At 55.5% G+C, this 24,696-nt stretch carries 21 protein-coding genes; 12 read left to right on the top strand and 9 right to left on the bottom strand.

From position 1 onward, the window contains the following. Positions 1-2 precede the first annotated feature (2 nt). Positions 3-1,496: an NAD(P)H-hydrate dehydratase gene (locus tag ACT3T7_RS03095; protein ID WP_444630063.1), complete on the bottom strand. Its 1,494-nt coding sequence runs from the start codon at positions 1,494-1,496 to the stop codon at positions 3-5. A 116-nt stretch (positions 1,497-1,612) separates the two neighbouring features. Between ACT3T7_RS03095 and queG the strand changes: the two genes are divergently transcribed. Then, positions 1,613-2,695: a tRNA epoxyqueuosine(34) reductase QueG gene (gene queG, locus ACT3T7_RS03090; protein WP_444630062.1), complete on the top strand. Its 1,083-nt coding sequence runs from the start codon at positions 1,613-1,615 to the stop codon at positions 2,693-2,695. A 14-nt stretch (positions 2,696-2,709) separates the two neighbouring features. Here queG and orn read toward each other — a convergent pair whose 3' ends face one another. Next, positions 2,710-3,291, bottom strand: a complete 582-nt coding sequence (gene orn / locus ACT3T7_RS03085; RefSeq protein WP_444630061.1) for an oligoribonuclease — start codon at positions 3,289-3,291, stop codon at positions 2,710-2,712. A gap of 88 nt (positions 3,292-3,379) precedes the next feature. Between orn and rsgA the strand changes: the two genes are divergently transcribed. The 3 genes from rsgA to asd are packed head-to-tail and all read left to right on the top strand — an operon-like array spanning position 3,380 to position 6,183. Continuing rightward, entirely contained in the window at positions 3,380-4,399 is a 1,020-nt protein-coding gene (rsgA, locus tag ACT3T7_RS03080; protein ID WP_444630060.1) for a small ribosomal subunit biogenesis GTPase RsgA, read from the top strand. Positions 4,400-4,416: 17 nt separating this feature from the next. Continuing rightward, complete coding sequence (locus ACT3T7_RS03075; protein ID WP_444630059.1) at positions 4,417-5,259, top strand: sulfurtransferase; 843 nt, start codon at positions 4,417-4,419, stop codon at positions 5,257-5,259. Positions 5,260-5,310: 51 nt separating this feature from the next. Continuing rightward, entirely contained in the window at positions 5,311-6,183 is an 873-nt protein-coding gene (gene asd, locus ACT3T7_RS03070) for an archaetidylserine decarboxylase (protein WP_444630058.1), read from the top strand. Between the two features lie 2 nt (positions 6,184-6,185). Here the strand turns inward: asd and epmA are convergent, their stop codons facing one another. Together epmA and efp are read right to left on the bottom strand one after the other, a co-directional pair. Next, positions 6,186-7,166, bottom strand: a complete 981-nt coding sequence (gene epmA / locus ACT3T7_RS03065; RefSeq protein WP_444630057.1) for an EF-P lysine aminoacylase EpmA — start codon at positions 7,164-7,166, stop codon at positions 6,186-6,188. A gap of 135 nt (positions 7,167-7,301) precedes the next feature. Beyond that, positions 7,302-7,868 carry an elongation factor P gene (gene efp / locus ACT3T7_RS03060; RefSeq protein WP_172116269.1) on the bottom strand — a complete coding sequence of 189 codons (567 nt, stop codon included), beginning with the start codon at positions 7,866-7,868 and terminating at the stop codon, positions 7,302-7,304. A gap of 138 nt (positions 7,869-8,006) precedes the next feature. Here efp and epmB point away from each other — a divergent pair, with 138 nt between their 5' ends. Further along, positions 8,007-9,026 carry an EF-P beta-lysylation protein EpmB gene (gene epmB / locus ACT3T7_RS03055; protein WP_444630056.1) on the top strand — a complete coding sequence of 340 codons (1,020 nt, stop codon included), beginning with the start codon at positions 8,007-8,009 and terminating at the stop codon, positions 9,024-9,026. A 301-nt stretch (positions 9,027-9,327) separates the two neighbouring features. On the opposite strand, the gene ACT3T7_RS03050 is transcribed toward epmB, so the two are convergent. Continuing rightward, positions 9,328-10,170: an ion transporter gene (locus ACT3T7_RS03050; protein WP_192526298.1), complete on the bottom strand. Its 843-nt coding sequence runs from the start codon at positions 10,168-10,170 to the stop codon at positions 9,328-9,330. A gap of 306 nt (positions 10,171-10,476) precedes the next feature. Between ACT3T7_RS03050 and ACT3T7_RS03045 the strand changes: the two genes are divergently transcribed. From ACT3T7_RS03045 to ACT3T7_RS03015, 7 genes are all read left to right on the top strand, one after another. Beyond that, positions 10,477-13,308 (top strand): monovalent cation/H+ antiporter subunit A, encoded by a 2,832-nt coding sequence (locus tag ACT3T7_RS03045; protein WP_444630055.1) that lies wholly within the window; start codon positions 10,477-10,479, stop codon positions 13,306-13,308. Then, a complete protein-coding gene (locus ACT3T7_RS03040) occupies positions 13,308-13,640 on the top strand; it encodes a Na+/H+ antiporter subunit C (RefSeq protein WP_087109531.1) in 333 nt (110 codons plus the stop codon). Before ACT3T7_RS03045 ends, ACT3T7_RS03040 begins: the two co-directional genes overlap by 1 nt. After that, positions 13,637-15,148 carry a monovalent cation/H+ antiporter subunit D gene (locus tag ACT3T7_RS03035; RefSeq protein WP_192526296.1) on the top strand — a complete coding sequence of 504 codons (1,512 nt, stop codon included), beginning with the start codon at positions 13,637-13,639 and terminating at the stop codon, positions 15,146-15,148. The genes ACT3T7_RS03040 and ACT3T7_RS03035 overlap by 4 nt, the downstream gene beginning before the upstream one ends. After that, entirely contained in the window at positions 15,145-15,642 is a 498-nt protein-coding gene (locus ACT3T7_RS03030; protein WP_172116262.1) for a Na+/H+ antiporter subunit E, read from the top strand. The genes ACT3T7_RS03035 and ACT3T7_RS03030 overlap by 4 nt, the downstream gene beginning before the upstream one ends. Continuing rightward, positions 15,636-15,905, top strand: a complete 270-nt coding sequence (locus ACT3T7_RS03025) for a K+/H+ antiporter subunit F (RefSeq protein ID WP_087109537.1) — start codon at positions 15,636-15,638, stop codon at positions 15,903-15,905. Before ACT3T7_RS03030 ends, ACT3T7_RS03025 begins: the two co-directional genes overlap by 7 nt. A 37-nt stretch (positions 15,906-15,942) precedes the next feature. Beyond that, a complete protein-coding gene (locus ACT3T7_RS03020) occupies positions 15,943-16,329 on the top strand; it encodes a Na+/H+ antiporter subunit G (RefSeq protein ID WP_192526295.1) in 387 nt (128 codons plus the stop codon). A 172-nt stretch (positions 16,330-16,501) separates the two neighbouring features. Continuing rightward, positions 16,502-17,335: a DUF6694 family lipoprotein gene (locus ACT3T7_RS03015; RefSeq protein WP_444630054.1), complete on the top strand. Its 834-nt coding sequence runs from the start codon at positions 16,502-16,504 to the stop codon at positions 17,333-17,335. A 73-nt stretch (positions 17,336-17,408) separates the two neighbouring features. On the opposite strand, the gene serB is transcribed toward ACT3T7_RS03015, so the two are convergent. From serB to pgi, 4 genes are all read right to left on the bottom strand, one after another. Further along, positions 17,409-18,614 (bottom strand): phosphoserine phosphatase SerB, encoded by a 1,206-nt coding sequence (gene serB / locus ACT3T7_RS03010; protein ID WP_444630053.1) that lies wholly within the window; start codon positions 18,612-18,614, stop codon positions 17,409-17,411. Between the two features lie 3 nt (positions 18,615-18,617). After that, positions 18,618-20,870: a DNA topoisomerase IV subunit A gene (gene parC, locus ACT3T7_RS03005; protein ID WP_172116259.1), complete on the bottom strand. Its 2,253-nt coding sequence runs from the start codon at positions 20,868-20,870 to the stop codon at positions 18,618-18,620. 5 nt (positions 20,871-20,875) lie between these two features. Next, positions 20,876-22,771 carry a DNA topoisomerase IV subunit B gene (gene parE / locus ACT3T7_RS03000; protein ID WP_444630052.1) on the bottom strand — a complete coding sequence of 632 codons (1,896 nt, stop codon included), beginning with the start codon at positions 22,769-22,771 and terminating at the stop codon, positions 20,876-20,878. Positions 22,772-22,928: 157 nt separating this feature from the next. Beyond that, positions 22,929-24,626, bottom strand: coding sequence for a glucose-6-phosphate isomerase (pgi, locus tag ACT3T7_RS02995; protein ID WP_444630051.1), 1,698 nt, complete (start codon positions 24,624-24,626; stop codon positions 22,929-22,931). Positions 24,627-24,696: the final 70 nt, after the last annotated feature.

The following is a 24,696-nucleotide window of genomic DNA, read 5'->3' as shown; positions in this document are numbered from 1 at the left end:
CTTCACGGGTTGATCAATACTCGTGCATAGGATGCCAGATCACTTGCCAGCAAGCCACGTTCTCCTTGTGCCTGTGCGGCGCGGTCGGCGGCTAGCGCATGCACCATAACGCCTAGCCAGGCACTACTCTCTATCTCTGTTCGCTGGGCGACCAAGGCGCCGAGCATACCGCTGAGCACGTCACCCATTCCACCACTGGCCATACCGGGGTTTCCGTAAGGACATACAACCAAGCCACCGGGCCCGGCAATCAAGCCCCCCGAGCCTTTTAGAACCACAACGCCTCCTCGTCTACGCTGTAGCTCACGCGCAGCGGCAGGCCGGTCAGCCTGCACATCGGTGACGCTACACTCAAGCAGCCGGGCAGCTTCGCCAGGGTGCGGCGTTAATATCCAGTTATCACGGCGCTCGCTCGGCCAGTGGCTGGCGAGTAAATTAAGCCCATCGGCATCGACGACCAGCGGAGAGCCCGATGCCAGCGCGTGCTGCAACACAGCCTGCCCCCAAGCGGCTTGCCCCATCCCCGGCCCCACCACCAGAGCATCGGCTTTTTGCGGAAGTTCGTTTAAATCAGCGCCGCCGCGTACACCGTGCGCCATTACTTCCGGGCAACGCATCAAACTGGCGATGGTATGCTCTGGCGCGGTTGCCAGGCTTACTTTGCCAGCGCCTAAGCGTACCGCCGCGTGGGAAGCCAACAGCGCTGCACCACCAAACCCCGGAGCACCGCCCAAGACCAGCACATGCCCCATATCGCCTTTATGGCTGGTACGGGAGCGCGGCGCAAAGGCGTCTGTTAACCAGCCTTCGTCCAGCCGCCACGCACAAGGAGGAATATCAAAAAAGGCCTGCGCTTTAACGCCCAGGGGGCGAAAATCAATCTCCCCCGTATAGGCAGGCGCTTCGCCGGTATGTAGCCCTATTTTATCGCCAATAAACGTGACGGTAGTATTAGCGTGAACAGCATCGCCAAGGACCGCGCCCGTATCGGCGGCTAACCCAGAGGGTATATCGATCGCCAACACGGGACATTTAGCGGCGTTGATCGCCTTAATCGCCTGTTGCGTTGCCCCTGTCACCTTGCCGGTAAGGCCGATACCGACCAGAGCATCAACAATCACCTCGCCCGAGAACACACAATCGGCGTGCCACGCTTCGCAGGAAACACCGGCAGAGGTTGCAAGCTCGGCAGCCCTGGCGACATCACCTTTCAGAGCACCCAACGGCTTTAGCGTAATACGCTGCACTTTAAGCCCTGACTGAATGGCAAGCGCTGCCAGCACATGACCATCGCCAGCGTTATTTCCCCCACCACACAACACCGTTACGCTACGCGCATGGGGCCAGCGCGCGCGAAAGCTATGCCAGGCACTGGACGCTGCCCGCTGCATTAGGGCAAACCCTTCGATACCACCGGCAATGGTACGGCGGTCCAGTTCACGTACCTGCTCCGCTTTGAATAGCGGGCGCAGCGAGGAAGTACTTAAGGTGGACACGATATCTCCTTTCGCATGTTGTGATGGCGACCAATTGCGTTAGCATAGCGCGACTAATGCTCGACCGTAGACTGATAATGCCCTGTTCCACTGCTTCTTCACTTTCAAGCCATACCATGACCACTGAACAACTGGCCCATCTTGCTGACCTCATCAAAACCTGGGGCCGCGAGCTGGGCTTTCAGCAGGTAGGTATTACCGATACGCAGCTCGATACGCATGAGCAGCATCTCAACGCATGGCTTGAGAAAGGTTATCACGGTGAGATGAGCTTTATGGACAAGCACGGCACCAAACGTACACGCCCGGCCGAGCTTGAACCGGGCACGCTGCGAATCATCAGCGTGCGTATGGATTATTTACCTCCCGAAGTTGAAACGACTCGGCTGCTGGGTCAGCCGCAAAAAGCCTATGTATCACGCTATGCATTGGGCCGTGACTACCACAAGCTAATACGTAAGCGCCTAGCTCAGCTGGGTAAAAAAATCGAACAGGAAGTAGGCCCTTTTGGCTACCGTGCCTTTGTCGATTCTGCCCCGGTAATGGAGCGCGCCCTGGCGCAAAAGGCAGGCCTTGGCTGGTTCGGTAAAAACGCCATGCTGCTCAACCCAAAAGCAGGCTCACTGTTCTTTTTGGGTGAGCTTTATACCGACCTGCCCCTCCCCGTTGACCCGCCCTACGAGCGTGAGCATTGCGGCAGCTGCAATGCTTGTCAGACCGCCTGCCCAACAGGGGCGATTGTTGACGACAAAGTGGTGGATTCGCGCAAGTGCATCTCCTATTTAACGATTGAGCTACACGGAGCGATCCCGGTTGAGTTTCGCCGCGCCATGGGCAACCGCGTATATGGCTGCGACGACTGCCAACTGGTATGCCCGTTCACACGCTTCACCCGCGTGAGTAATGAGCAAGATTTTGCCCCCCGCCACGACCTGGACCGCGCCTCCCTGCTCAGCCTGTTTGGCTGGAGCGAAGAGGCATTTTTGGACAAAACCGCCGGCAGCCCCATTCGACGTATCGGCTACGAACGCTGGCTACGCAATATTGCCATTGGCCTGGGCAACGCACCGTGGAGCGAAGCCGTTGAAGCCGCGCTGTGGGCACGGCGCGCTTACCCCAGCGCTCTGGTACGTGAACACGTTGCCTGGGCGCTTGATGAACAGCGCCTCAAGCGCGATGCACGCATTGCGACAAGCTAACGTTCAACCGAGGCTTACTCTTCTTCGTCCTGCCCGCCTGCCACGCGCAAAAAGGTATTGCGGTAGTGGTCAAGTTCAGCAATCGACTCTTTGATATCATCCATTGCCAAGTGCACGTTGCGCTTGCTAAAGCCTGCCAGTGCGCCCGGGTTCCAGCGCTTGGCAAGCTCCTTAACGCTTGAGACATCCAGGTTACGGTAGTGGAAGAAACGCCACAGCGCTGGCATCTCACGCTCCAAAAAGCGTCGGTCCTGATGGATGCTATTACCACACATGGGCGACGAGCCTGCCACCACGTACTGGCGCAAAAATTCCAGTGTCTGCTGTTCGGCACTGGCCGTATCGTTCTGGCTGGCTTTTACGCGCGCGACCAAGCCGGACTCGCCGTGGGTCTTCTGGTTCCAGTCATCCATTTGTGCCAACAGACTATCAGGCTGCTTAACAGCAATTACCGGGCCTTCCGCCACGACGTTTAAATCCGCATCGGTAACGAGCGTTGCCACTTCGATAATGCGCTCTTTATCAGGATCAAGGCCGGTCATTTCCAAGTCGATCCAGACCAGCAGATCACTGCGCGGTTCATTACTATTGCTCATGCTTTTCTCCAGGATAGCCAACGGGTCGAGTTACCCGGCGTCAGTTAACAGGTACACTATCCCCTATTGTACCGAGCATCGAGTGGTCATGAGCAAACGTAAATTAAGCCGCCAGCAGCAGTGGCGAGTCGACAAAGTCCAGGCAGAGCGTGCTAGCCGCGCTGAAAAGCGTGATGTACGCGACGCAGAAAAGTTGGCGGCAGGCGAATACGGCGCCGAACAGCCCGGCCGGGTGATGGCGCATTTCGGGCGAACGCTGGAAGTACGTAATGCCGAGGGCACACCGGTACGCTGCCATCTACGTGCTAATCTGGACGGTATGGTAACCGGCGACCGAGTAATCTGGCGGGCAGGCCAGGAGGGCTCCGGCGTTGTTGTGGCCCGCGAAGAGCGTGACACCGTGCTCAAGCGCCCTGACGCGCGTGGCCAACTCAAGCCGGTCGCCGCCAATATCGACCAGATTTTAATCGTTTTTGCCGTTGAGCCGGCGCCGCACCCTAATTTGATTGACCGTTATCTAGTCGCCGCTGAAGCCACCGCTATCGCACCGGTTCTGGTACTCAACAAAATCGACCTGCTGCCAGACGATGGCGGCGAGCTTGGCAAGTTACTGGAGCGCTACCGTGCGCTAGGCTACCCGGTGGTGCGCACCACTACAGCCAATGAAGAAGGGCTTGCCCCTTTACGCCAGCAACTTGAGGGCCGTACCTCGGTGTTTGTGGGCCAAAGCGGCGTGGGTAAATCATCGCTAATTGACCTGCTGTTGCCCGGTGAGTCATTGCGTATCGGCGCGCTTTCCGAAGATTCACGCAAGGGCACGCACACCACGACTACCGCGCGGCTCTATACCATGAACCGCGATGAAGTCACCGATGGCGAACTGATCGACTCTCCCGGCATTCGGGAATTTGGCCTGATTCATTTGACCGAACAGGACGTGACCGACGGCTTTATCGAGTTCCGCCCTTTCCTGGGCTACTGCCGTTTTCGTGATTGCCGTCATCGGGAGGAGCCAGGCTGCGCTTTACTTGAAGCGGTTGAGGAAGGCAAGATTCACCCGGAACGTTTTGCCAGCTATCGCCGGATTCTCGATAGTTTAGACGCTTGATTTTAAAGGAGCTAACCATGAGCACCGAGCACCCATCGTCAGAGTCAAATCTTCTACCGCTGATCGTTGAGCCAGAACAGTTACAGGGTCACCTGGATCAACCAGCGCTTTTGATCATTGATGTGCCGGTGAATCCGGATAATTACCGACAGGGGCATGTGCCGGGCGCGGTATATCTGGATTTTCGCTACCTGATGCGCGGCGAAGGCCCGGTGCCCAATGACGTTCCCGATGTAGGCTTCTTATCGCAACTATTCAGCGCATTGGGGCTTACTCGCGACACTCACGTTGTGGCCTATGATGACGAAGGCGGCGGCTGGGCAGCGCGCCTTTTATGGACGCTGGAGCTGATTGGCCACACCCGCTACTCCTATTTAAATGGCGGCATTCATGCCTGGCGTGATGCCGGTATGCCCGAAAGCACGGAGCAAACCCGCCCCTCGCCTAGCGAATACCATGCACAAATTTTAAACCCGCAGGCGCTCATCACCTGTGATGAGATTAAAGCCAAGCTGGGTGACAAGCAGTTCGCGGTTTGGGATGCACGCTCCAAGGGCGAATATGACGGCGAGAAAGGCAATAATAAGCATCTTGGCCACATTCCAGGTGCGGTCAATATGGATTGGCTAAACGCCATGGACCGGACCCGCGCCCTGCGTATTCGCGACTACGCCGAGCTTATAACCGAGCTTGGGGCCATGGGCCTGACGCCCGATATGGAAGTAGCCACCCACTGCCAGAGCCACCACCGCAGCAGCTTTACCTGGCTGGTGGGTAAAGCGCTAGGGTTTAATATACGCGGCTATGCGGGCTCCTGGGGCGAATGGGGCAACCGCGACGATACGCCGATCGAAAAGTAACGTAACCGGCTTGGCTGGCACGACGTTTAACCACTGCTAAAAGTAATTAATGTGACGCTACCTCAAAAAGCTTTCTCGTTACTCCAATACCCGCTTCCCCATCATGCCATCTCGCGCCTGACCGGCACGTTTGCGCAGAGTGAGGTGCCTTGGCTGAAAAACATGCTGATCAAGGCCTTTATCAAGCGGTTTAACGTCGACATGAGCCAGGCACTTGAGCCGGACCCAACGGCGTACGCTAATTTTAACGCGTTCTTTACCCGCGCTTTAAAAGCGGATGCTCGCCCGCTGGGGCAAGGCATTTTAAGCCCGGCCGATGGCTCGCTTTCGCGCCATGGCCGCCTGCAGGCGGGTCAGCTGGTTCAAGCCAAGGGCCATACCTATTCGGCACAGTCGTTACTGGGCGGGGATGCCGCGCTTGCAGAAGAGTTTATGGGCGGCAGTTTCGCGACCGTTTATCTCTCGCCACGCGACTATCACCGTGTACATATGCCCATGACCGGAACGCTGCGAGAAATGATTTATGTGCCTGGGCGAATTTTCTCAGTGAATAAAGCCACCGCGAGCTACGTGCCGAACCTGTTTGCACGCAACGAACGTCTGGTATGCATTTTTGATTCAGAGCACGGCCCATTTGCCATGGTGTTGGTCGGCGCGATGGTGGTTGCCGCCATTGAAACCGTGTGGTCTGGGCAAGTTACACCGCTGGCGGGCGTGCCTCAACGCACACGTTTTGACAACACCATCACCCTTGAGCGCGGCGAGGAAATGGGGCTATTCAAACTCGGCTCTACCGTTGTGATGTGTTTTGCCAAGCCGGTTACGTTTAGCAATCCAGCAACGCGTGAGGATTATCGGCCAGAAGCCATGGTGCAAATGGGCCAAACCCTCGGTGATTTTCCGCCAGCCCCGCCTATCGCTTAGCGTTAGCAATTAGGCGTCGAAAAGGTGAGCACGTCTTCAAGGCGTGCTTTACCCAATGCCAATTGAATTAAACGGTCAATTCCCAGCGCTACGCCCGCACATTCGGGCATGCCATGCTCAAGCGCTGCCAGTAAACGCTCATCAACATCGACCTCGGGTAGCCCCAGGCGTCGCCGTTCAGCGTTATCGTCACTAAAGCGAGTGCGCTGCTCCGTGGCATCGGTTAGCTCGTGATACCCATTGGCCAGCTCAATACCGCTCAGGTAAAGCTCAAAACGTGATGCGACCCACTCTCCATCCACATCCTGGTGTCGGCGGGCAAGCGCTGCCTGGCTGGCGGGATAGTCCGTTACCACGCTTAATTCGTTCTGGCCCAACGTGGGCTCAATCACCATGCTCATCAAAAGGTCGAGGCAGATATCGCGGCCTTCGTTCACCAACGCCCCGGTAGGCATCCGGCCTCGCTCAGCGGCCAGCGCGCGTAGCTTATCAAGTGACGTTGTGAAGGGGTCGACAGCCAAGCAAGTATGAAACAGCTCGCGATAACGATAGTGCACTACCGGCCCGGCAAAAGCAGGTAACAGCGTGGCCACCAGCGTGGCGGTCTCGTCGATCAGTTCGCCAAGCGACAACCCTGGCCGGTACCATTCAAGCATCGTGAATTCGATGTTGTGGCGCGACCCCACTTCGCCATCACGAAAACTTCGCGCCAGCTGAAAAATGGGCCCACTGCCTGCGGCCACTAAACGCTTCATATGAAATTCAGGTGAGGTTTGCAGCCATAACCGTCGCTGACCTTTATCAGTGCGCGCTTGAGTCGCAAGTGACACCAGGTGCACATCGGTACTTCCGCCCTGCCCAAGCACAGGCGTTTCAACTTCCAGCACGTCACGTTGGGAAAAAAATGCTCGTACTTTTGAAAGCAGACGTGCTCGCTCGCGCAGCGTTTCAATTTGCGCATTTGGTCGCCACTCAATGGCCATCACTGCTCCTTGAATAAAATAAAGCCACGCAAATGCGTGGCCCTAAGGTAGTACAAATGCCGCCAAGTGCGTAATAAAGCCTACCGCTTTATCCACTTGGCTAAGCACTTAGCACTTAGCTTAAAAACGTACTTATCAAGCGCGAGAAACGTACTCGCCGGAGCGCGTATCGATTTTTAACACTTCGCCCTGGTTGATAAACAGAGGTACACGAACAACAGCACCCGAAGAGAGCGTTGCGGGTTTAGAGCCGCCCTGCGCCGTATCGCCCTTCAGGCCAGGGTCAGTCTCGACCACTTCAAGCTCAATGAAGTTGGGCGGCGTCACCGAAATTGCCTTGTCGTTCCACAGTGTCAGCGTATATGGCACCTGCTCTTTGAGCCATTTGACAGTATCGCCCAGCGCTTTTTTCTCTACGGCGTACTGCTCAAAAGAGCCGTCCGTTTTCATAAAGTGCCACATGTCACCGTCGGTGTAGAGGTACTCCATCTCCAGGTCCATGACATCTGCACCTTCCAGTGAATCACCCGATTTAAAGGTACGCTCGCCTACACGGCCGGTCATCAGGTTACGCAGCTTAACGCGGTTAAACGCCTGACCCTTGCCGGGCTTGACCAATTCGTTCTCAACGATTGAGCAAGGATCACCGTCGAGCATTACTTTTAAACCGCCTTTGAATTCATTGGTAGAATAGTTAGCCATGTTGCCTCTCTGTGATCTATTTCAGTTAGCTATTACAGTGAGCGATGCAAGATAGCCTACGTCGCCGCAGCGTGGATAGCATCGTCAAATAAGTGCGCGCATGATAACCCGAAGGAGGGCTTTTTGCAGGAGAACATTATGATCGTTGCCTCGGATAATCACGAGCGATTCAACGAAGCCTCAAGCCCCTCGTGGCAACAGCAGCTTTCCAGCGCCATTCGTGACCCGCATGAGCTTTGCAAGCGGCTTGGACTAAAGAGTGAATGGCTCTCTGGCGCACATACCGGGCATAGGCTGTTTGAAACCTGCGTGCCCGAGGCCTATTTGTCACGCATCGCTTACGGCGATACGTCCGACCCGCTGCTGTGCCAAGTGCTGCCCGTCAGCGACGAAGCGCTCACACCGAGTGGTTACGTGCTTGACCCTCTTGAAGAGGCTGATCATCGCCCTGCCAAAGGGTTGATTCACAAATACGCCGGTCGGGTGCTATTAATCGCAAGCCCAAACTGCGCAATTAACTGCCGCTACTGTTTTCGTCGCCACTTTCCCTACAGCGATAATTCACCATCCCGCGCCCAGTGGCAAGATGCGCTTGATTACCTGCGCAGCAGCCCCACCATTCATGAAGCCATTCTTTCCGGCGGCGACCCGCTGGCCGCCAACGACCGTCAGCTAGCCTGGCTAGTCGGCGAGCTGGAAAAAATCCCTCATCTTAAGCGGCTGCGCATTCACACACGCTTACCCGTGGTGATTCCTGATCGTATCGATGACGCGCTACTTGCCTGGCTGGGCAATACCCGGCTGCAAAAAGCCGTGGTACTGCATATCAATCATGCCAACGAGATAGATCAAGCCGTCGTTGAGGCCTGCACCCGATTAAAAGAAGCCGGTGCCACGTTGCTTAATCAAAGCGTACTGCTGCGCGGCGTTAACGACGAAGTGAGCACACTCACCGCCCTTTCAGAGCGGCTTTTTGAGGCAGGCATCCTGCCCTACTACCTGCATGTATTAGACCCAGTGCAGGGCGCCGCTCATTTTGATGTACCGGATGATGAAGCATGTGCGCTCATCACCCAACTACGTGAGCATCTACCCGGTTTTCTGATGCCCCGACTAGTGCGCGAAGTGCCTGGGGAGGCGAGTAAAACGCCGCTGTGAGGGGTATCAATAGCCAAGCGAGCAGCCCGATACGGGGCTTGGCATATAAACGTTACACCATTCAGGAAATGCTTGCCGCCTCGGCGCTTTGGACAGCCCAAGAGGTTGTGCATGCCAAAACCGCTAAAGCGGCATTTTCAGTCATAAACCGGGGCGCATGTACATCCCACCCACCACCCAAGGCGAAGGAACACTTGCCCACCCGGACAGTGCCGGTGGCGTGCAGTGGGACCGCCCCTTTATCTACCCCTACCATGTTCGAAGAAGCCGTATCCGCTACCGCATGGTGCGTGCCTGCCTTCTATTGAGGCGAGTTCGTATCACGCTTTGTCAATGCCGATTCCATGCGGTCCAATTGAGCACGCAGTTCTCGAACATCGCTACGTAATCCCTGTATTTCTGCCTCTTCTCCTTCGCCACTGTCCAGCGCCATCTGGGCGCTCTCTTTTTGCATGACGTCCAGCACAATGCCGATCATCATATTGAGAAAGATAAAGGCGTTGAGGAATATGAACGTTAAGAAGTAGATCCAGGCATAGGGAAAGTGCTCCATCGTCGGGTACAGCACGGCAGTGGCCCAGCTTTCGAATGTTGCAACTTGGAAAAGCGTGAGCATGGCCAGCGCGATATTACCCCATAGCTGCTCATCGACGGTGTGGAACAAAAAGCTGCCGATTGCGGCATAAATGTAGAAAATAATAAACATCAAAAGCGCCACGTATCCCATACGTGGTATGGATTTGATCAGCGCCGACAGCAGCATTTGAAGCTCAGGTATCATTGATACCAGACGCAGCACGCGGAAGATGCGTAGCAAGCGCGCCAGCAGCACCATTTCTGACTCATCCATGGGGATTAGACTGGCGGTAACAATCAAGAAATCAAAGATGTTCCAGCCTTTTTTGAAGAAATCCCGCAGCCTGGGCTCTGCCGCCATACGAATAAGGATCTCGACCAGAAAAAACACCGTCACCGCCATATCCAGCACGCCGAGCCACTGCTCAAACCGGCTCACCTCATCGTAGGTGCGTGCGCCAATTACCAGCGCCGATATCACAATGATGGCAATCACAAACGTCTCAAAAAACTTATTACTGCGCAGCTTTTCAAAGCGTGCCTGCCAGGTACTAAAGGAAGTGCTCATTGCTGTAAAGTTCTCGCAAGCATAGAAAATTCAAAAAATAGTTTAAAAAATGAGAAGCATTATTCATCCTCCCCATGCGGCAACGCAAATGCTACCTGCAATAACCGCCATCCGTTTGGGGCGTGCATCAACGGCAAGCACCCAATCACTTTCTCTTGTTCATTGAATAAGCGGACCGATTATACGAAAGCCGCACATCTTCAAAACAAGTGATATTCTACAGTTTCGCTTAATTTACCCTTGGCCCTAGGTGCATTCTCCTCACTTTGCGGCTTTTTTTGAGATTTTATTGCGCTGGATGAGCCCATGATACTGCTTTGGATAGCCTTATTACCGTTGCTTGGGGTACTGGTGCCACTGATCACCGCTCAACGCGACCGCTCTGTGTGTTCGCTTGCGACGAGCGTGGTACCGGCTGCCGCCCTGCTACTCACCTTACTTCAGGCCCCTGCCTTGCTGGATGGTGAAACGTTGCGCTTCCATGCTGAATGGATGCCTGAGCTTGGCTTGGAACTTGCCTTTCGTCTGGATGGCCTGTCCTTGCTTTTCAACCTCCTGATTCTGGGGATTGGCCTGCTCGTATTGCTGTATGCCCACTTCTATCTGGGCAAAGATGAACCTGTAGGGCGTTTCTACGCTTTTCTGATGCTGTTCATGGCCTCTATGGTCGGTATCTCAATGTCTGACAACCTGATTCTTTTATGGTTGTTCTGGGAGCTTACAAGTCTCTCCTCGTTTCTATTGATCGGTTTTTGGTCTTATCGTAACGATGCGCGCAAAGGCGCACGTATGGCGCTAACCGTGACAGGTGCAGGTGGTCTTGCCCTATTAGCGGGGCTATTACTGCTCGGCGATATGGCCGGCAGCTTCAATATGAGTGATGTGCTGGTCAGTGGTGCCACCATTGTGGCGGACCCACGCTACCCCATCATGTTGGCACTCATCCTATTAGGCGCTTTCACCAAATCAGCGCAGTTCCCGTTCCATTTCTGGTTGCCGCATGCAATGGCGGCGCCTACCCCGGTTTCCGCTTATCTGCATTCGGCCACCATGGTTAAGGCGGGTATCTTTTTAATGGCCCGGCTGCATCCAGCGATTGCCGGTAGCGAGCTTTGGAGCGTGGTAGTACCGCTTATCGGTTCAATCACGCTGCTATATGGCGCCTGGTTTGCTCTGTTCAAGACGGACCTAAAAGGTATTTTGGCGTTTTCTACCATCAGTCACCTGGGCCTGATTACAGTGCTATTGGGCATCGGCACGCCTATGGCCGTTTTGGCGGCGCTGTTTCATATCGTTAACCACGCCACTTTCAAAGCAGCGCTTTTCATGACCGCAGGCATCATCGACCATGAAACCGGCACACGTGAGCTTAAGCAGCTGGGTGCGCTGCGCAAAACCATGCCCATTACTGCCCTGCTGACGACACTGGCCGCTGCGGCGATGGCAGGTGTGCCCTTCTTTAATGGGTTTCTCTCCAAGGAGATGTTCTTTACTGAAACATTAGCCACGCCCGTACTGGGCGGGTTAAGTTGGTTAATCCCTGCGCTGGCCGCCATAGGTGGTATTCTTTCCGTTGCCTACTCGGTACGCTTGGTGTATGCGGTGTTCTATGCGCCTGCGAAGGAAGCGTCACCCAAGGCGCCTCATGAGCCACCACACCTGATGCGTTTTCCGGTCGAACTGCTGGTAGTGCTCTGCATGCTGGTAGGTTTATTCCCCACGCTGATGGTTAATAACCTGCTTGAGCTGGCGACGCAAGCGGTGCTCGGTGAACCGCTGGACTTCCACTTGGCTATTTGGCACGGCGTGAACCTGCCACTCATCATGAGTATGGTGGCATTTGTTGTGGGTGTTGTCCTTTACTGGCGCCATGCTGATCTACGTCGTTTCGCCCAATCGTTTGCCAGCGTCGATGCAAGCCGTGTGTTTGAGCGCGCAATGATCAGCCTTGAGCAACGTGCAGAAGCCCTCGTGGCCGCCTGGGACGGTCATTCGCTGCAGCGCTTTGTGGGCTGGCTTTTGCTGTCCACGCTGATCATGGGCGTTATCGGCTTATCACAAATTACCGAGCTTACCGGCCCCAAAGGCAATCAACCCATTGATGGCGTGCTGCTGCTAGGCGCTGGCATGTTGATTTTTGGCGGTATTGCCACGGCCGCCACTCACCGCTACCGGCTAATTTCACTACTCATGCTGTCGGTGGTGGGACTTTTTGTAGCCCTTACGTTTGCACGCTTCTCTGCACCGGATCTAGCGCTGACGCAGCTTTCGGTGGAAGTGGTAACGATGATTTTGCTGATGCTGGCGCTTTTTTTCCTGCCTCAAAAGACGCCCCCCGAATCCAGCCCCAAGCGCAATCTGCGCGACATGCTGTTAGCGGGTTCATTGGGACTTGTCATCGCCAGCATTAACTATGCGGTGATGACGCGAGATACGCTGTCGATCTCTAACTTCTTTATGACCAATAGCGTTCCTGGCGGCGGCGGCCATAATGTGGTCAACGTCATTCTGGTCGATTTCCGTGGCTTCGATACCTTGGGCGAGATTACGGTGCTGGCCTTGGCGGGCTTGGCGATTTTCAAATTGCTCAACCGCTTACGCCTGTTTATCCCGCATAGCGACGGAGAAGGCCGCGTTTGGTCCCCTGATCGTTATCCGGCCATTCTGACCTCTATTTCACTAGCTCTATTGCCGTTGGCGCTGCTGGTATCGGCGTTTATTTTCTTGCGCGGCCACAATGAGCCCGGCGGCGGCTTTATCGCTGGCTTGATCACCGCGGTTGCGCTGATTCTTCTGTATATGGCACGTGGTGTGGAGTGGACGCAACAGCGTTTGGACTTCCCCTTCCAACCCGTTGCCATTGCGGGGGTTGCGGTGGCAACGCTAACCGGCTTGGGTAGCTGGTTGTTCGGCTACCCCTTCCTGACCTCTGCCTTCAGCTACTTTAGCCTGCCGGTAGTCGGTAAGTTTGAGCTAGCCACTGCTCTGCTGTTTGATCTCGGCGTTTATCTCGCCGTCGTCGGCGCCACGCTGATGATCCTGGCCAACCTGGGCAAAGTCACCACGACTCACCGGCCAGTGGTTAATGAGCCCAAAGGCGATGAGGTCACGCCGCCACCCGCCAAGGAGCAAAGCTGATGGAATTACTTTACGCAATCACCACCGGCGTACTTAGCACCTGTGGCCTCTATTTAACGCTTCGGGGGCGTACTTTTCCCGTAGTGGTAGGTCTAACGCTGCTTTCTTACGCCGTGAACCTGTTTTTATTTTCGATGGGTGGGCTAACCACTGACGGTGCGGCCATTGTTCATGGCGAAGGCGTTTATGCCGACCCGCTGCCTCAAGCGTTAGTGCTTACCGCCATCGTTATTGGCTTCGCAATGACCGCTTTCGTCGTGATTCTCGCCATGCGCGCCCGCAGTGAAGTGGGCAACGATCATGTAGACGGTAAGAAGGAAGACCGCGAATGATGCAACACCTGATTGTTTTTCCTATCGTCCTGCCGCTGATCGCCGGCATTATGCTGCTCTACCAGCGCCAGGGACTGGTTCGCTACAAACGTATCGTGAGCGTTGTGGCCACCGTTCTATTACTGGCCGTGGCGATAGGCCTGATTAGCCAAGCCATGCGTGGCGAGATTCTTTACTACGCATTGGGCAACTGGCAAGCGCCTTTCGGCATCGTACTGGTGCTCGACCGTCTATCTGCCTTGATGCTGTTGATCACAGCCCTGCTTGCAGTGGGTGCCGTTATATTTGCCTGTGCAGGGGATGATGAAAAAGGCAGCAATTTTCACGGCCTTTTTCAGTGGCAACTCCTGGGCATCAATGGCGCGTTTCTAACCGGCGACTTGTTCAATCTGTTCGTCTTTTTTGAAGTGCTGCTTCTCGCCTCTTACGCGCTGCTGCTACACGGTGGCGGCAAAGCACGCATCCAGGCGAGCGTGCATTACGTGGTACTCAACCTGGCAGGCTCTTCACTGTTCCTGATAGCGGTAGGTACGCTTTATGGCGCTACGGGAACGCTTAACATGGCGGATATGGCGCTGCGCGTAGCCGAACTGCCTGCTGAACGCCAAGGCTTGGTGACTGCCGGCGCGTTAATGTTATTGGTGGTATTTGGCTTGAAAGCCGCCATTTTGCCGCTCTATTTCTGGCTACCGCGCGCTTATTCCGCGGCGCCCGCCCCGGTGGCGGCTCTCTTTGCCATTATGACCAAGGTCGGTATCTACGCCATCCTGCGCGTTTATCTGCTGATTTTTGGCGAAAGCGCGGGCGCACTGACCGCACTGGAGCAGCCATGGGTATGGTGGCTCGGCTTGGCAACGCTCGTTGCCGCTGGGGTAGGCATTATGGCTGCCCGAGATCTGAAACTACTGGTCGCTTACCTGGTGCTGCTGTCGGTGGGCACGCTTTTGGTCGGTGTGGGCATGCGAACAGAGCAAGCGACTTCAGCGCTTCTTTACTATTTGGTTCATACCTCCTTGATTACGGGTGGTTTATTCCTGCTGGCTGAAATGATCGGATTACAGCGCGGCAAGGCAGGGACTCGGCTGGTGAAAAGCCGCCCCATGACCCAAGGCAAGGCGTTAGCGCTACTGTTTCTTGTAGGTGCTGTCGCCGTTGTGGGCGTTCCGCCACTTTCCGGCGCCTTGGGGAAAGCACTGGTGCTCAACGCCGCTGAAGGTGCTCAGCGATTATGGCTATGGCCTACTCTACTGCTGGTGAGTTTGGCAGCCTTGATCGCTCTGTCACGCGCAGGCTCCACGATCTTCTGGCGTAGCTATCGCGGTAGTTTAGGCGGCAATGCGTTGCCACGCCGCCAATGGTTTGCCGTCATCTGGCTGCTAAGCGCGGCCCCCTTAATGACCCTGTTTGCAGGGCCCATCAGCAGCTACACCCAGGCAACGGCCGAGCAGCTATCACAGCCACAAGTCTTGATCGACACGCTGCTACTTGATGCAGGAGATGCCCCATGATTACCCCGCGCTCCTGGCTGCCGACGCCAGTTTTATCGCTATTATTACTAGGCGTCTGGCTGCTGCTTGCACGCAGTTACGCCCCCGGGCAAATCGTACTGGGCGGCATACTGGCCATTATCATCCCACTGGTGACCTATCGGTTCTGGGACACGACTCTACGCATCAAAAAGCCCTGGGTGCTGCTGCGGTTTATCTTGAGGGTTTTAAAGGATATCGTCGTCGCCAATTTTGAGGTGGCTTATCTAGTGGCCAACCCTTGGCGCAGGCTAACGCCACATTTTATTGAATACCCTTTAATGCTGGAGGAGCGCTTCACCATTACGCTGCTGGCCAGCACCATTAGCCTGACGCCTGGCACGGTATCAGCCAACCTGCGCCTCGACGGTCAATCGCTATTAATCCATGCTCTGGATGTTGATGATGAAGAGGAACTGATCAGGCAGATCCGCGAGCGGTATGAGCGCCCTCTCAAGGAGATTTACGAATGCTAAGCATTGCTTTGTACATTACCCTAGCGCTTGTCGTCATGGCGCTGCTGATGAATCTCTTTAGGCTTACCGTGGGGCCAGACCTCCCGGACCGCGTACTGGCGCTGGATACCATGTACGTTAACTCCATCGCACTGATTGTTCTGCTGGGGCTATGGCTTAACAGCAAAACCTATTTCGAGTCGGCGCTGCTGATTGCCATGCTGGGCTTTATCAGCACCGTGGCCGTGTGCAAATACATTCTGCGCGGAGACATTATCGAATGAACGCACTTTCTGTCTCGTATCACCCGGAGGCGTCGCCATGTCGCTCTTTGTAGAAGCACTTATCTCCTTAATGCTTATCACCGGCGGCGTGTTCGTATTTATCGGCTCACTGGGGATGGCTCACCTGCGCGATTTTTATATGCGCCTGCATGGCCCTACCAAGGCCACTACGCTGGGTATTGGCTGCATGCTGATTGCCTCAATGGGTTATTTTTGGAGCGTCGATGGTCACATTGATATTCAGGAGCTGCTCATCACGCTATTTCTGTTTATTACCGCCCCTGTCAGCGCCCATTTGCTTGCCAAAACCGGCCTGCACTTGCGTTTGAGGCATGCCCAAAAAACGCAGGGCAAACCGATAGAGCTTCGCTCAGAGGAAGTCGGCGATAAACCCGTCCCTCATCCCGACAAAGGCCACGGTTAGCCGTCCGGCCATGGCCCTGTAGTGAGAAAAACAGTTTCTACACGGCCACGGCTTCCTAAATTTTCACAGCCCACAACCGATAAATAAAGTGCTTAACAATGACAGAGATAGTAGTGGTCGTTAGCGCTTTCCGGTAAGCTCCACAGCGTTTTTGACCATAATGAGGGAATGTATGTGGAGCCTCCTACGGCTGTCTGCCATTACGCTATCGCTATGTGTGTTAGCCGGTTGCTCAGACCCCAAAATAGATACCAGCTCCATGCCAGCGGCGGTTGTCTCAATTGAGAATGTACGTGAGGCGATGCCTGCTTATAAGCGTGATGAGTTTGATAAAGCGCTCGCTATCATGGCGATGCCAAACTTTGGCAGCATGGCCTTACTTAGCCCTAAACGAATGAATGCAGCCGAGATCGCTGAATCGGCCAACGTTCGCATGCATGGTCTAACGGGCGACCAGGTAATTAAACGCGCCGATGATATTCTACGTGAGAGGCGAGCCAGAGAACGTCAGCAAGCGCTCTCTACCCTTGCCCGGTTGACTGAAAAGCAAGCGCGGGCAGCTAAAGACCGCGAGCAACGGGAACGCTTTAGCATTGATAACGCACGCTATTATATAAGCCAAAGCCCATACGGCACGCCAGAACCGGCGCTGGATATTGAGGTGACCAATCATACGGAGCAGGCCGTCTCGCAAGTATTTTTAAGAGGTGTTGTGACCAGCGCTGACCGGTCCGCGCCCTGGATTGATGAAACGTTTTACTATGTGATTGCGGGCGGTCTTGAAGCAGGTGAAACGGCCATGTGGCGCTTGGCACCTAATCGTTTTAGCGCGTGGGGAAACACACAAATACCCAGCGATGTATCGCTCACGGTAACCGTCGAAGGCCTTGAAGATGCCCAAGGCAACCCGTTATGGGATTCGCCTGAACTTAGTAAGAGCGAGGTAGAAAGGCTTGAGCACTTGAACCACGAATATCAGGGCATCGCACTATCTACCACCCAGTAGTTGTCGGGTTTATAGAGCGCGTACTATTGAGTCGGTACGTTACGTACCGACTCAATAGCTGGCCGAAAAACACTTAATCCATTAGATCCGTTTGGCGATAACCAATCAGATACAGCACGGCATCAATGCCCAGTGTCGAGATCGCCTGACGCGCTTGAGCGCGCACTAACGGCTTGGCTCGAAACGCGATACCCAATCCCGCTTTAGCCAGCATTTTCAGGTCATTGGCGCCATCGCCCACCGCAATGGTCTGCTCCAACGTAAAGCCTTCGCGCAGCGCAATCTGCTCCAAAAGCTCTGCCTTTCGCTCAGCATCAACGATCGGCAACGTCACTTCACCAGTGACTTTACCGTTCTCGATCACCAGCTCATTAGCATGAATCTCATCAAAGCCGAGTTTTTCCTGTAAATGGCGGGCAAAATAGGTAAAGCCCCCGGATAGAATCACAGTGCGGTAACCGAAGCGCTTTAAATTAGCCATCAAACGCTCTACACCATCCATTAACGGCAGCTCTTCGGCAATCTTGATCAACACCGACTCATCCAGGCCTTTCAGCTTGCTCATGCGTTCGCGAAAGCTCTCCTGAAAATCCAGCTCGCCACGCATGGCCCGCTCGGTCACCTCGGCAACCTCATCACCCACCCCGTGGTGCCGGGCCAGCTCATCAATCACTTCAGCTTTGATCAGCGTGGAATCCATATCGAAGCACACAAGGCGGCGATGGCGCCGCCAGATTGAGTCTTCCTGAATGGCGATATCCACGCCATGTTCGCCCCCAAGTGCCAACGCCTTTTCGCGCAGCGCTTCGATATCCGCCTCGTCGCCACGTAACCAGCACTCAACGCAGGCACCGCCGGAAGGCGCGCTACCATCCAGCGATTCACGCCCAGAAAGCCGATGAATCAGCTCGACCGTTAACCCAAATTCTGCCGTTAAAATGCCAACTTCAGCCAATATGCCTGCCGGCAAATGCGGCGCCAGCAGCGTCAAAATAAGCCGAGGCTGACTTGCTTCGTTGCTCCAGCGCCGATAATCGTCGGCGTTAACCGTAATCACCTGCACATCCAACCCTAGCGCATCGCCCGCCTCGCTGAGCATCGCCTCCAACGCATTATCGTGTTCAAGCCCCACAAGGGCTTCCAGAGAGAGCATGCCAAACGTCACGCTTTGATTAATATCCAAAAGCTGGGCATTCGTGCGGGCCAACGCTTTCCCAAATCCCTCTAGCTGACCGGAGCGCGCCATACCGGTTGCACGAATTAAACAACGTTTTGTCATGAGTTACTCTCCCGCCTCTAACCGATCAACTTTTTGGAAGCCGCGTGGCAGCTTGCTGCCTCGTCGCCCTCTTTCGCCGCGATAATACGCTAAATCATCCGCTTTCAAGGTCAGCTTGCGCTTACCGGCGTGAACCAGCAGTGCGTCGCTTGCCGAGAGAACAGTAACGTCACGTACAAACTCCTCACGTCGGGCGGCTCTCGGGCCGGGAATATCGAGCATTTTGTTGCCTTTACCTTTGGTCATTTCAGGCAACTGCTCAAGCGGGAACAGCAGTAATCGGCCTTCGCTAGACACCGACGCCACCCACAGCTCTTCACCGTCAGGCACTTCGATGGGCGCCATCACGCTACAGCCTTTGGGTACGCTGAGTACCGCTTTGCCGGCTTTATTTTTACCGGTAAGCGCGTCCAAGCGGGCCATAAATCCATAACCACCGTCGCTTGCCAATACAAAGCGCCGTTCGGGTGGGGCAAGCATTAACCCGGCCATTTGTGCCCCTGCCGAGACATTAGCACGGCCGGTCACCGGTTCACCCTGGCCCCGTGCGCTGGGCAAGTTATGGGCGGCCAGGGTGTAAGCGCGTCCCGTGTCGTCCAGCAGCACCAGCGGCTGATTAGTCTTGCCCCGAGCGGCCAGATGAAAGCTATCACCGGCTTTATAGGACAGTCCTTCCGGATCAATATCGTGCCCTTTGGCAGCGCGAATCCAGCCTTTATCAGACAGCACTACGGTGACCGGATCAGCCCCCAGCAGCTCAACTTCTGAAAGTGCCTTGGCTTCACTGCGCTCTATCAACGGTGAGCGGCGCTCGTCGCCGTGCTCTTTGCCCGCCGCACGAATCTCTTTTTCGATCAGCGTGGTTAGTTTTGCTTCACTTCCCAGCAAGCCCGTAAGGTACTTACGCTCTTTTTCCAGCTCGTCCTGCTCGCCGCGAATTTTCATCTCTTCGAGCTTGGCAAGGTGACGCAGGCGCAGTTCGAGAATCGCTTCCGCTTGGCGTTCCGAGAGACTAAAAGTGGCGATTAGCGAGGCTTTCGGGTCATCTTCCTCACGAATAATCCGGATCACTTCGTCAAGATCCAGATAGGCTGTCAGCAAGCCTTCCAAAATGTGCAGGCGGTCTTCAACCTTGCCCAATCGGTGCTCCAACCGGCGGCGCACCGTGGTCCGGCGAAAGCGTAGCCACTCGCCCAGCATATCCGTTAGGGGCATGACCCGCGGGCGGCCGTCCAGGCCGATCACGTTCATATTTACCCGCACGTTCTTTTCCAGGTCCGTGGTGGCAAACAGGTGAGCCATCAGCGACTCGACATCCACGCGGCTGGAGCGCGGTTCAATCACTAGGCGCGTGGGTTCTTCATGAGTTGATTCATCACGAAGATCGGCCACCATGGGCAGTTTTTTCGCCTGCATCTGTGCGGCAATCTGCTCAAGTACCTTGGCACCGCTGACCTGGTACGGCACGGCGGTAATCACGATATTGGCGTCTTCGCGGGTATAGCGCGCACGCAGTTTTACCGAACCTCGGCCTGTCTCATAAAGCTTACGCAAGTCGGCTTGGGGCGTGATGATTTCCGCATCCGTTGGAAAATCAGGCGCAGGTACAAACGCCATCACGTCAGTTGTGGTCGCCTCAGGGTTACGCAACAGATGGCAGGTAGCCTCGACCACTTCGCTAACATTATGGGGCGGAATGTCGGTGGCCATGCCCACGGCAATTCCGGTACCGCCATTGAGCAGCACATGAGGCAACTTGGCAGGCAGCACAAGAGGCTCCTGCATGGTGCCGTCAAAGTTGGGTGCCCAGTCGACCGTGCCCTGGCCCAGTTCGCCCAGCAGCACTTCGGCAAACTTGGAGAGCTTGGCCTCGGTGTAGCGCATGGCGGCAAACGATTTGGGGTCATCCGGACTACCCCAGTTGCCTTGGCCATCCACCAGCGGGTAGCGATAGCTGAACGGCTGGGCCATCAGCACCATGGCTTCGTAACAGGCGCTGTCGCCGTGAGGGTGGAATTTACCCAGCACATCGCCCACGGTACGCGCTGATTTTTTGTACTTGGCATTGGCGTGTAGCGCCAATTCGCGCATGGCGTAAATAATCCGCCGCTGCACGGGCTTCATGCCATCGCCAATATTGGGCAGCGCACGGTCCAAGATGACGTACATCGAGTAGTCGAGGTACGCTTTTTCGGTATAGTCGCGCAAGGAGAGACGTTCGACGTCGCCTTCCGCTACCTGAATATCCATGGTCATCGGGGTTATACCTCAATGTCTGCGAGGTTGCCGTAATCTTCCAGCCATTTCTTGCGGTCGCTGGCGCGCTTCTTGGCGAGCAGCATATCCATCATTTCCATCGTGCCATCGCCCTCTTCCAGGGTGAGTTGCACTAGGCGACGGGTTTCGACCGCCATGGTGGTTTCACGCAGCTGTAAAGGACTCATTTCGCCCAGGCCCTTAAAGCGCTGTACGTTAGGTGTACCGCGTTTTTTCGCCAGTTGCTTGAGCACGGCGGCTTTTTCGCTCTCATCGAGGGCGTAGTGCACCTCTTTACCTAAATCGATGCGGTAAAGGGGCGGCATGGCGACAAATACATGGCCAGCATCGACCAGCGCCGGAAAATGGCGTACAAACAGCGCGCACAGCAGCGTGGCAATGTGCAAACCGTCGGAGTCGGCATCGGCGAGAATACATATTTTATGGTAACGCAGCTTTTCAAGGTCGGCGCTACCCGGGTCGGCACCAATCGCGACCGCAATATCATGAACTTCCTGAGAGCCGTAAATATCGTGCGTCTCGACTTCCCAGGTATTCAGAATCTTGCCGCGCAGGGGCAGGATTGCCTGAGTGTCGCGGTTACGCGCCTGCTTCGCACTGCCCCCGGCCGAGTCGCCCTCGACCAAGAACAGCTCGCTGAGTGACGGGTCCTGCCCAGAGCAGTCAGCAAGCTTGCCGGGAAGCGCCGGGCCTGATGTGACCTTTTTACGGGCGACCTTCTTGGCCTTTTTCTGGCGATGCTGAGCGGCGCTGATCACCAGCTCCGCCAACTGCTCGGCTTGATCAATATGATGATTGAGCCACAACGAGAAGGCATCCTTCACCACGCCGGAGACAAAGCCTGCGATGGTGCGTGATGACAGCCGCTCTTTGGTTTGCCCGGCAAACTGGGGGTCGAGCATTTTCACTGAAAGCACGAAAGAGGCGCGCTCCCAAAGATCCTCAGCGGTGAGTTTGATGCCGCGCGGCAGCAGGCTACGATATTCACAAAACTCGCGTAGTGCATCCAGCAGTCCTGATCGAAAACCGTTAACGTGAGTGCCGCCTTGCGGCGTGGGAATCAGGTTAACGTAACTTTCCAACAGCGACTCACCGCCTTCCGGTAGCCATTGAATGGCCCAATCCACACCGTGCTCGTCGTCACTGAAGTGGCCGACAAACGGTTCACCAGGCAGTACGTCATAGCCATCGGTAGCTTCGGCCAAATAGTCACGCAGACCATCAGCGTAGGCCCACTCTGTCGTCGTTCCGTCTGGCTCAATCAGGGTAACGGCAAGCCCCGGGCAGAGCACCGCTTTGGCGCGCAGTAGATGTTTAAGCTTTGAAACGGCCAATTTGGGGCTGTCGAAATAGCTTTCATCAGGCCAAAAACGCACCAGGGTTCCAGTAGCACGTTTAGCCGCCTTGCCGATTTCATGCAGGTTTTCGACTTTTTCGCCGTGCTCAAAGGCAATCGCATGGCGCGCACCGTCACGGGTCACTTCTACTTCCAGGCGCCGTGAAAGCGCGTTAACGACCGAGACGCCAACGCCGTGAAGGCCACCAGAAAACCGATAGCTTGAAGAGGAGAACTTACCGCCTGAGTGCAGTTTGGTAAGAATCAGCTCCACCCCTGAAACGCCGTGCTCGGGGTGAAGATCAATCGGCATACCTCGGCCGTCATCCTGAACCTCGATGCCCCCATCGCTGTGCAACGTGACACGAATAAAAGAGGCGTGGCCGGCCAGCGCTTCGTCGACGCTGTTATCAATCACTTCCTGGGCCAGGTGATTGGGCCGTGAGGTATCGGTGTACATACCGGGACGCTTACGTACCGGCTCGAGCCCTGACAGGACTTCGATAGAACTCGCGCCGTACTGAGAGGCATCAAACTGGGTCATGTAACGTCGGTTCCTGAAGGGTAAAGCTGGCAGCCGCCTGTAACTTGTATAGGCGGCCGACAAAGATCGCTAGAATAGCAAAAAGCTGTATATCCAGCCATATCTAATACATGGCAGGAAAACTGGGAGCACGCTTTTTCATAGACGCCCGAGGCAGTTATCCATCCTGCTCGGCGGCCCAAAACGCTTCAATCAAGCCGCGGCTAGAGGCATCCATGCGGGTAATGTCGCCCTGCCCATCGATGATGCCTTGGGTATCCGTGGCAATTTTTTTGCCCAGCTCCACCCCCCACTGATCGAACGGATTGATATCCCAGATAACGGCTTGAACAAACACCTTATGCTCATACAGGGCAATCAAAGCCCCCAGCGTAGCGGGCGTTAGTGTATCCAGCAGCACCGTGGTCGATGGCTGATTGCCGCGATAACGTTTGTGCTCTGGACGGGGGCCGTCATCGTCCAGCGCGTCATCGCCGAGCATCAGAACGCGGGACTGGGCAAAGCAGTTGGCAAGCGCTAGCCGGTGCTGCGCTTTGAGATGGCGGCGAGTATCCGGGTCTTCTACCTCATCATAACGCTTGAGCGGAGCGATAAAGTCACACACCACCGACTGAGTGCCCTGATGAAGCAGCTGATAAAACGCGTGCTGAGCATTGGGGCCCAACTGCCCCCACAGTACCGGGCAGGTCGAATAATTGACCGCCTGACCCTGGCGGGTAACCGATTTGCCGTTGGACTCCATTTCCAGCTGTTCAAGGTAGGCAGCAAAATATTCCAACCGGCCATCGTAAGGCAGGATTGAGTGGGCGCGGATATCCAGAAAATTAACGTTCCAGATACCGGCCAAGGCCAGCAGAACCGGCAGGTTATCTTCCATGGGCGCTTCACTGAAGTGGCGGTCCATGGCGTGGGCACCGGCCAGCAGCTCGCGAAAATGCGTCATGCCTACGGCCAGAGCAATCGGCAAACCAATCGTGCCCCATAGCGAATAGCGCCCGCCTACCCACTCCCAGAATTTAAGCTGGTGGTCGGGCGCAATGCCCCACTCGCTCATTTTCTCGGGACTGGCCGACACACCAATAAAGTGCTGGCGCACAATGAGTTCAGCGCTTACCGGTGGAGCACTGACAAAATCGCTATGCTGAGTTAAACGGCCCAACAGCCAGTCTCTGGCCGTATTGGCGTTGGAAAGAGTATCAATGGTGGTAAACGACTTGGAGGAGAGCACAAAGAGGGTCGTTTCCGGATTTAAGCGCCCTAAATAATCGGCCAGCTGCGAGCCATCCATGGTGGAGGCAAAATGCACCTCAACAGGATGAATATCATCAGGCCGATAATCGGCCAGTGCATGGGTCACCATCAACGGCCCTAAATCCGAGCCGCCGACGCCTAAATTCACCACATGGCGAATGGGCTTGCCCGTGGCTCCTCGCCACTGCCCAGCGTGCAAACGGCACACCAGACGCTCCATTTGCGCCAGGCTTTCCTGCACCCCGGCGACAATATCTTCCCCTTCAACGTTCAGCGTTGCCTCGGCCGGTAAACGCAGCGCTGTGTGCAAGGCTGGGCGGTTCTCACTAACGTTAACCCGCTTACCACTTAATAAAGCATCAATAGCGCTGGGCACACCCGCATCGTGCGCCAGCGCTAACAGATGCTCAAGCGTATCGTCGTCCCAGCGCTGCTTGGAAAGATCCAGCGTCAGACCTGCCTCATGGCGGGTAAAATGCGCCCATCGGCTGCTCTCCGAGCCAAATAGCGTTTTTAAATGGACGCCTTTGAGTTCATCGGCATGCTGTTTTAATGTCTGCCACGCGGGCAGTTTATCGGGGGTGGCGCGTGATGCTGAGGCCATTTGCCGTCTCCTGTGGCGTCGAACCATGCAGCTCGGGTCTGTTCTGGTCAAATCAGGGCGCGTAAACTAC

Source organism: Halomonas sp. 111 (assembly GCF_052379685.1).
Lineage (GTDB): Bacteria > Pseudomonadota > Gammaproteobacteria > Pseudomonadales > Halomonadaceae > Vreelandella > Vreelandella citrativorans.
Note: the sequence above shows the minus strand (reverse complement) of the source record. Positions and strands in the feature narration are given on the sequence as shown.

Excerpts from the sequence above, each read along its gene's own strand:
- queG (WP_444630062.1), top strand. The coding sequence starts at position 1,613 with ATGACCACTGAACAACTGGCCCATCTTGCTGACCTCATCAAAACCTGG.
- orn (WP_444630061.1), bottom strand. The coding sequence starts at position 3,291 with ATGAGCAATAGTAATGAACCGCGCAGTGATCTGCTGGTCTGGATCGAC.
- rsgA (WP_444630060.1), top strand. The coding sequence starts at position 3,380 with ATGAGCAAACGTAAATTAAGCCGCCAGCAGCAGTGGCGAGTCGACAAA.
- ACT3T7_RS03075 (WP_444630059.1), top strand. The coding sequence starts at position 4,417 with ATGAGCACCGAGCACCCATCGTCAGAGTCAAATCTTCTACCGCTGATC.
- epmA (WP_444630057.1), bottom strand. The coding sequence starts at position 7,166 with ATGGCCATTGAGTGGCGACCAAATGCGCAAATTGAAACGCTGCGCGAG.
- efp (WP_172116269.1), bottom strand. The coding sequence starts at position 7,868 with ATGGCTAACTATTCTACCAATGAATTCAAAGGCGGTTTAAAAGTAATG.
- epmB (WP_444630056.1), top strand. The coding sequence starts at position 8,007 with ATGATCGTTGCCTCGGATAATCACGAGCGATTCAACGAAGCCTCAAGC.
- ACT3T7_RS03050 (WP_192526298.1), bottom strand. The coding sequence starts at position 10,170 with ATGAGCACTTCCTTTAGTACCTGGCAGGCACGCTTTGAAAAGCTGCGC.
- ACT3T7_RS03045 (WP_444630055.1), top strand. The coding sequence starts at position 10,477 with ATGATACTGCTTTGGATAGCCTTATTACCGTTGCTTGGGGTACTGGTG.
- ACT3T7_RS03040 (WP_087109531.1), top strand. The coding sequence starts at position 13,308 with ATGGAATTACTTTACGCAATCACCACCGGCGTACTTAGCACCTGTGGC.
- ACT3T7_RS03035 (WP_192526296.1), top strand. The coding sequence starts at position 13,637 with ATGATGCAACACCTGATTGTTTTTCCTATCGTCCTGCCGCTGATCGCC.
- ACT3T7_RS03030 (WP_172116262.1), top strand. The coding sequence starts at position 15,145 with ATGATTACCCCGCGCTCCTGGCTGCCGACGCCAGTTTTATCGCTATTA.
- ACT3T7_RS03025 (WP_087109537.1), top strand. The coding sequence starts at position 15,636 with ATGCTAAGCATTGCTTTGTACATTACCCTAGCGCTTGTCGTCATGGCG.
- ACT3T7_RS03020 (WP_192526295.1), top strand. The coding sequence starts at position 15,943 with ATGTCGCTCTTTGTAGAAGCACTTATCTCCTTAATGCTTATCACCGGC.
- ACT3T7_RS03015 (WP_444630054.1), top strand. The coding sequence starts at position 16,502 with ATGTGGAGCCTCCTACGGCTGTCTGCCATTACGCTATCGCTATGTGTG.
- serB (WP_444630053.1), bottom strand. The coding sequence starts at position 18,614 with ATGACAAAACGTTGTTTAATTCGTGCAACCGGTATGGCGCGCTCCGGT.
- parC (WP_172116259.1), bottom strand. The coding sequence starts at position 20,870 with ATGACCATGGATATTCAGGTAGCGGAAGGCGACGTCGAACGTCTCTCC.
- parE (WP_444630052.1), bottom strand. The coding sequence starts at position 22,771 with ATGACCCAGTTTGATGCCTCTCAGTACGGCGCGAGTTCTATCGAAGTC.
- pgi (WP_444630051.1), bottom strand. The coding sequence starts at position 24,626 with ATGGCCTCAGCATCACGCGCCACCCCCGATAAACTGCCCGCGTGGCAG.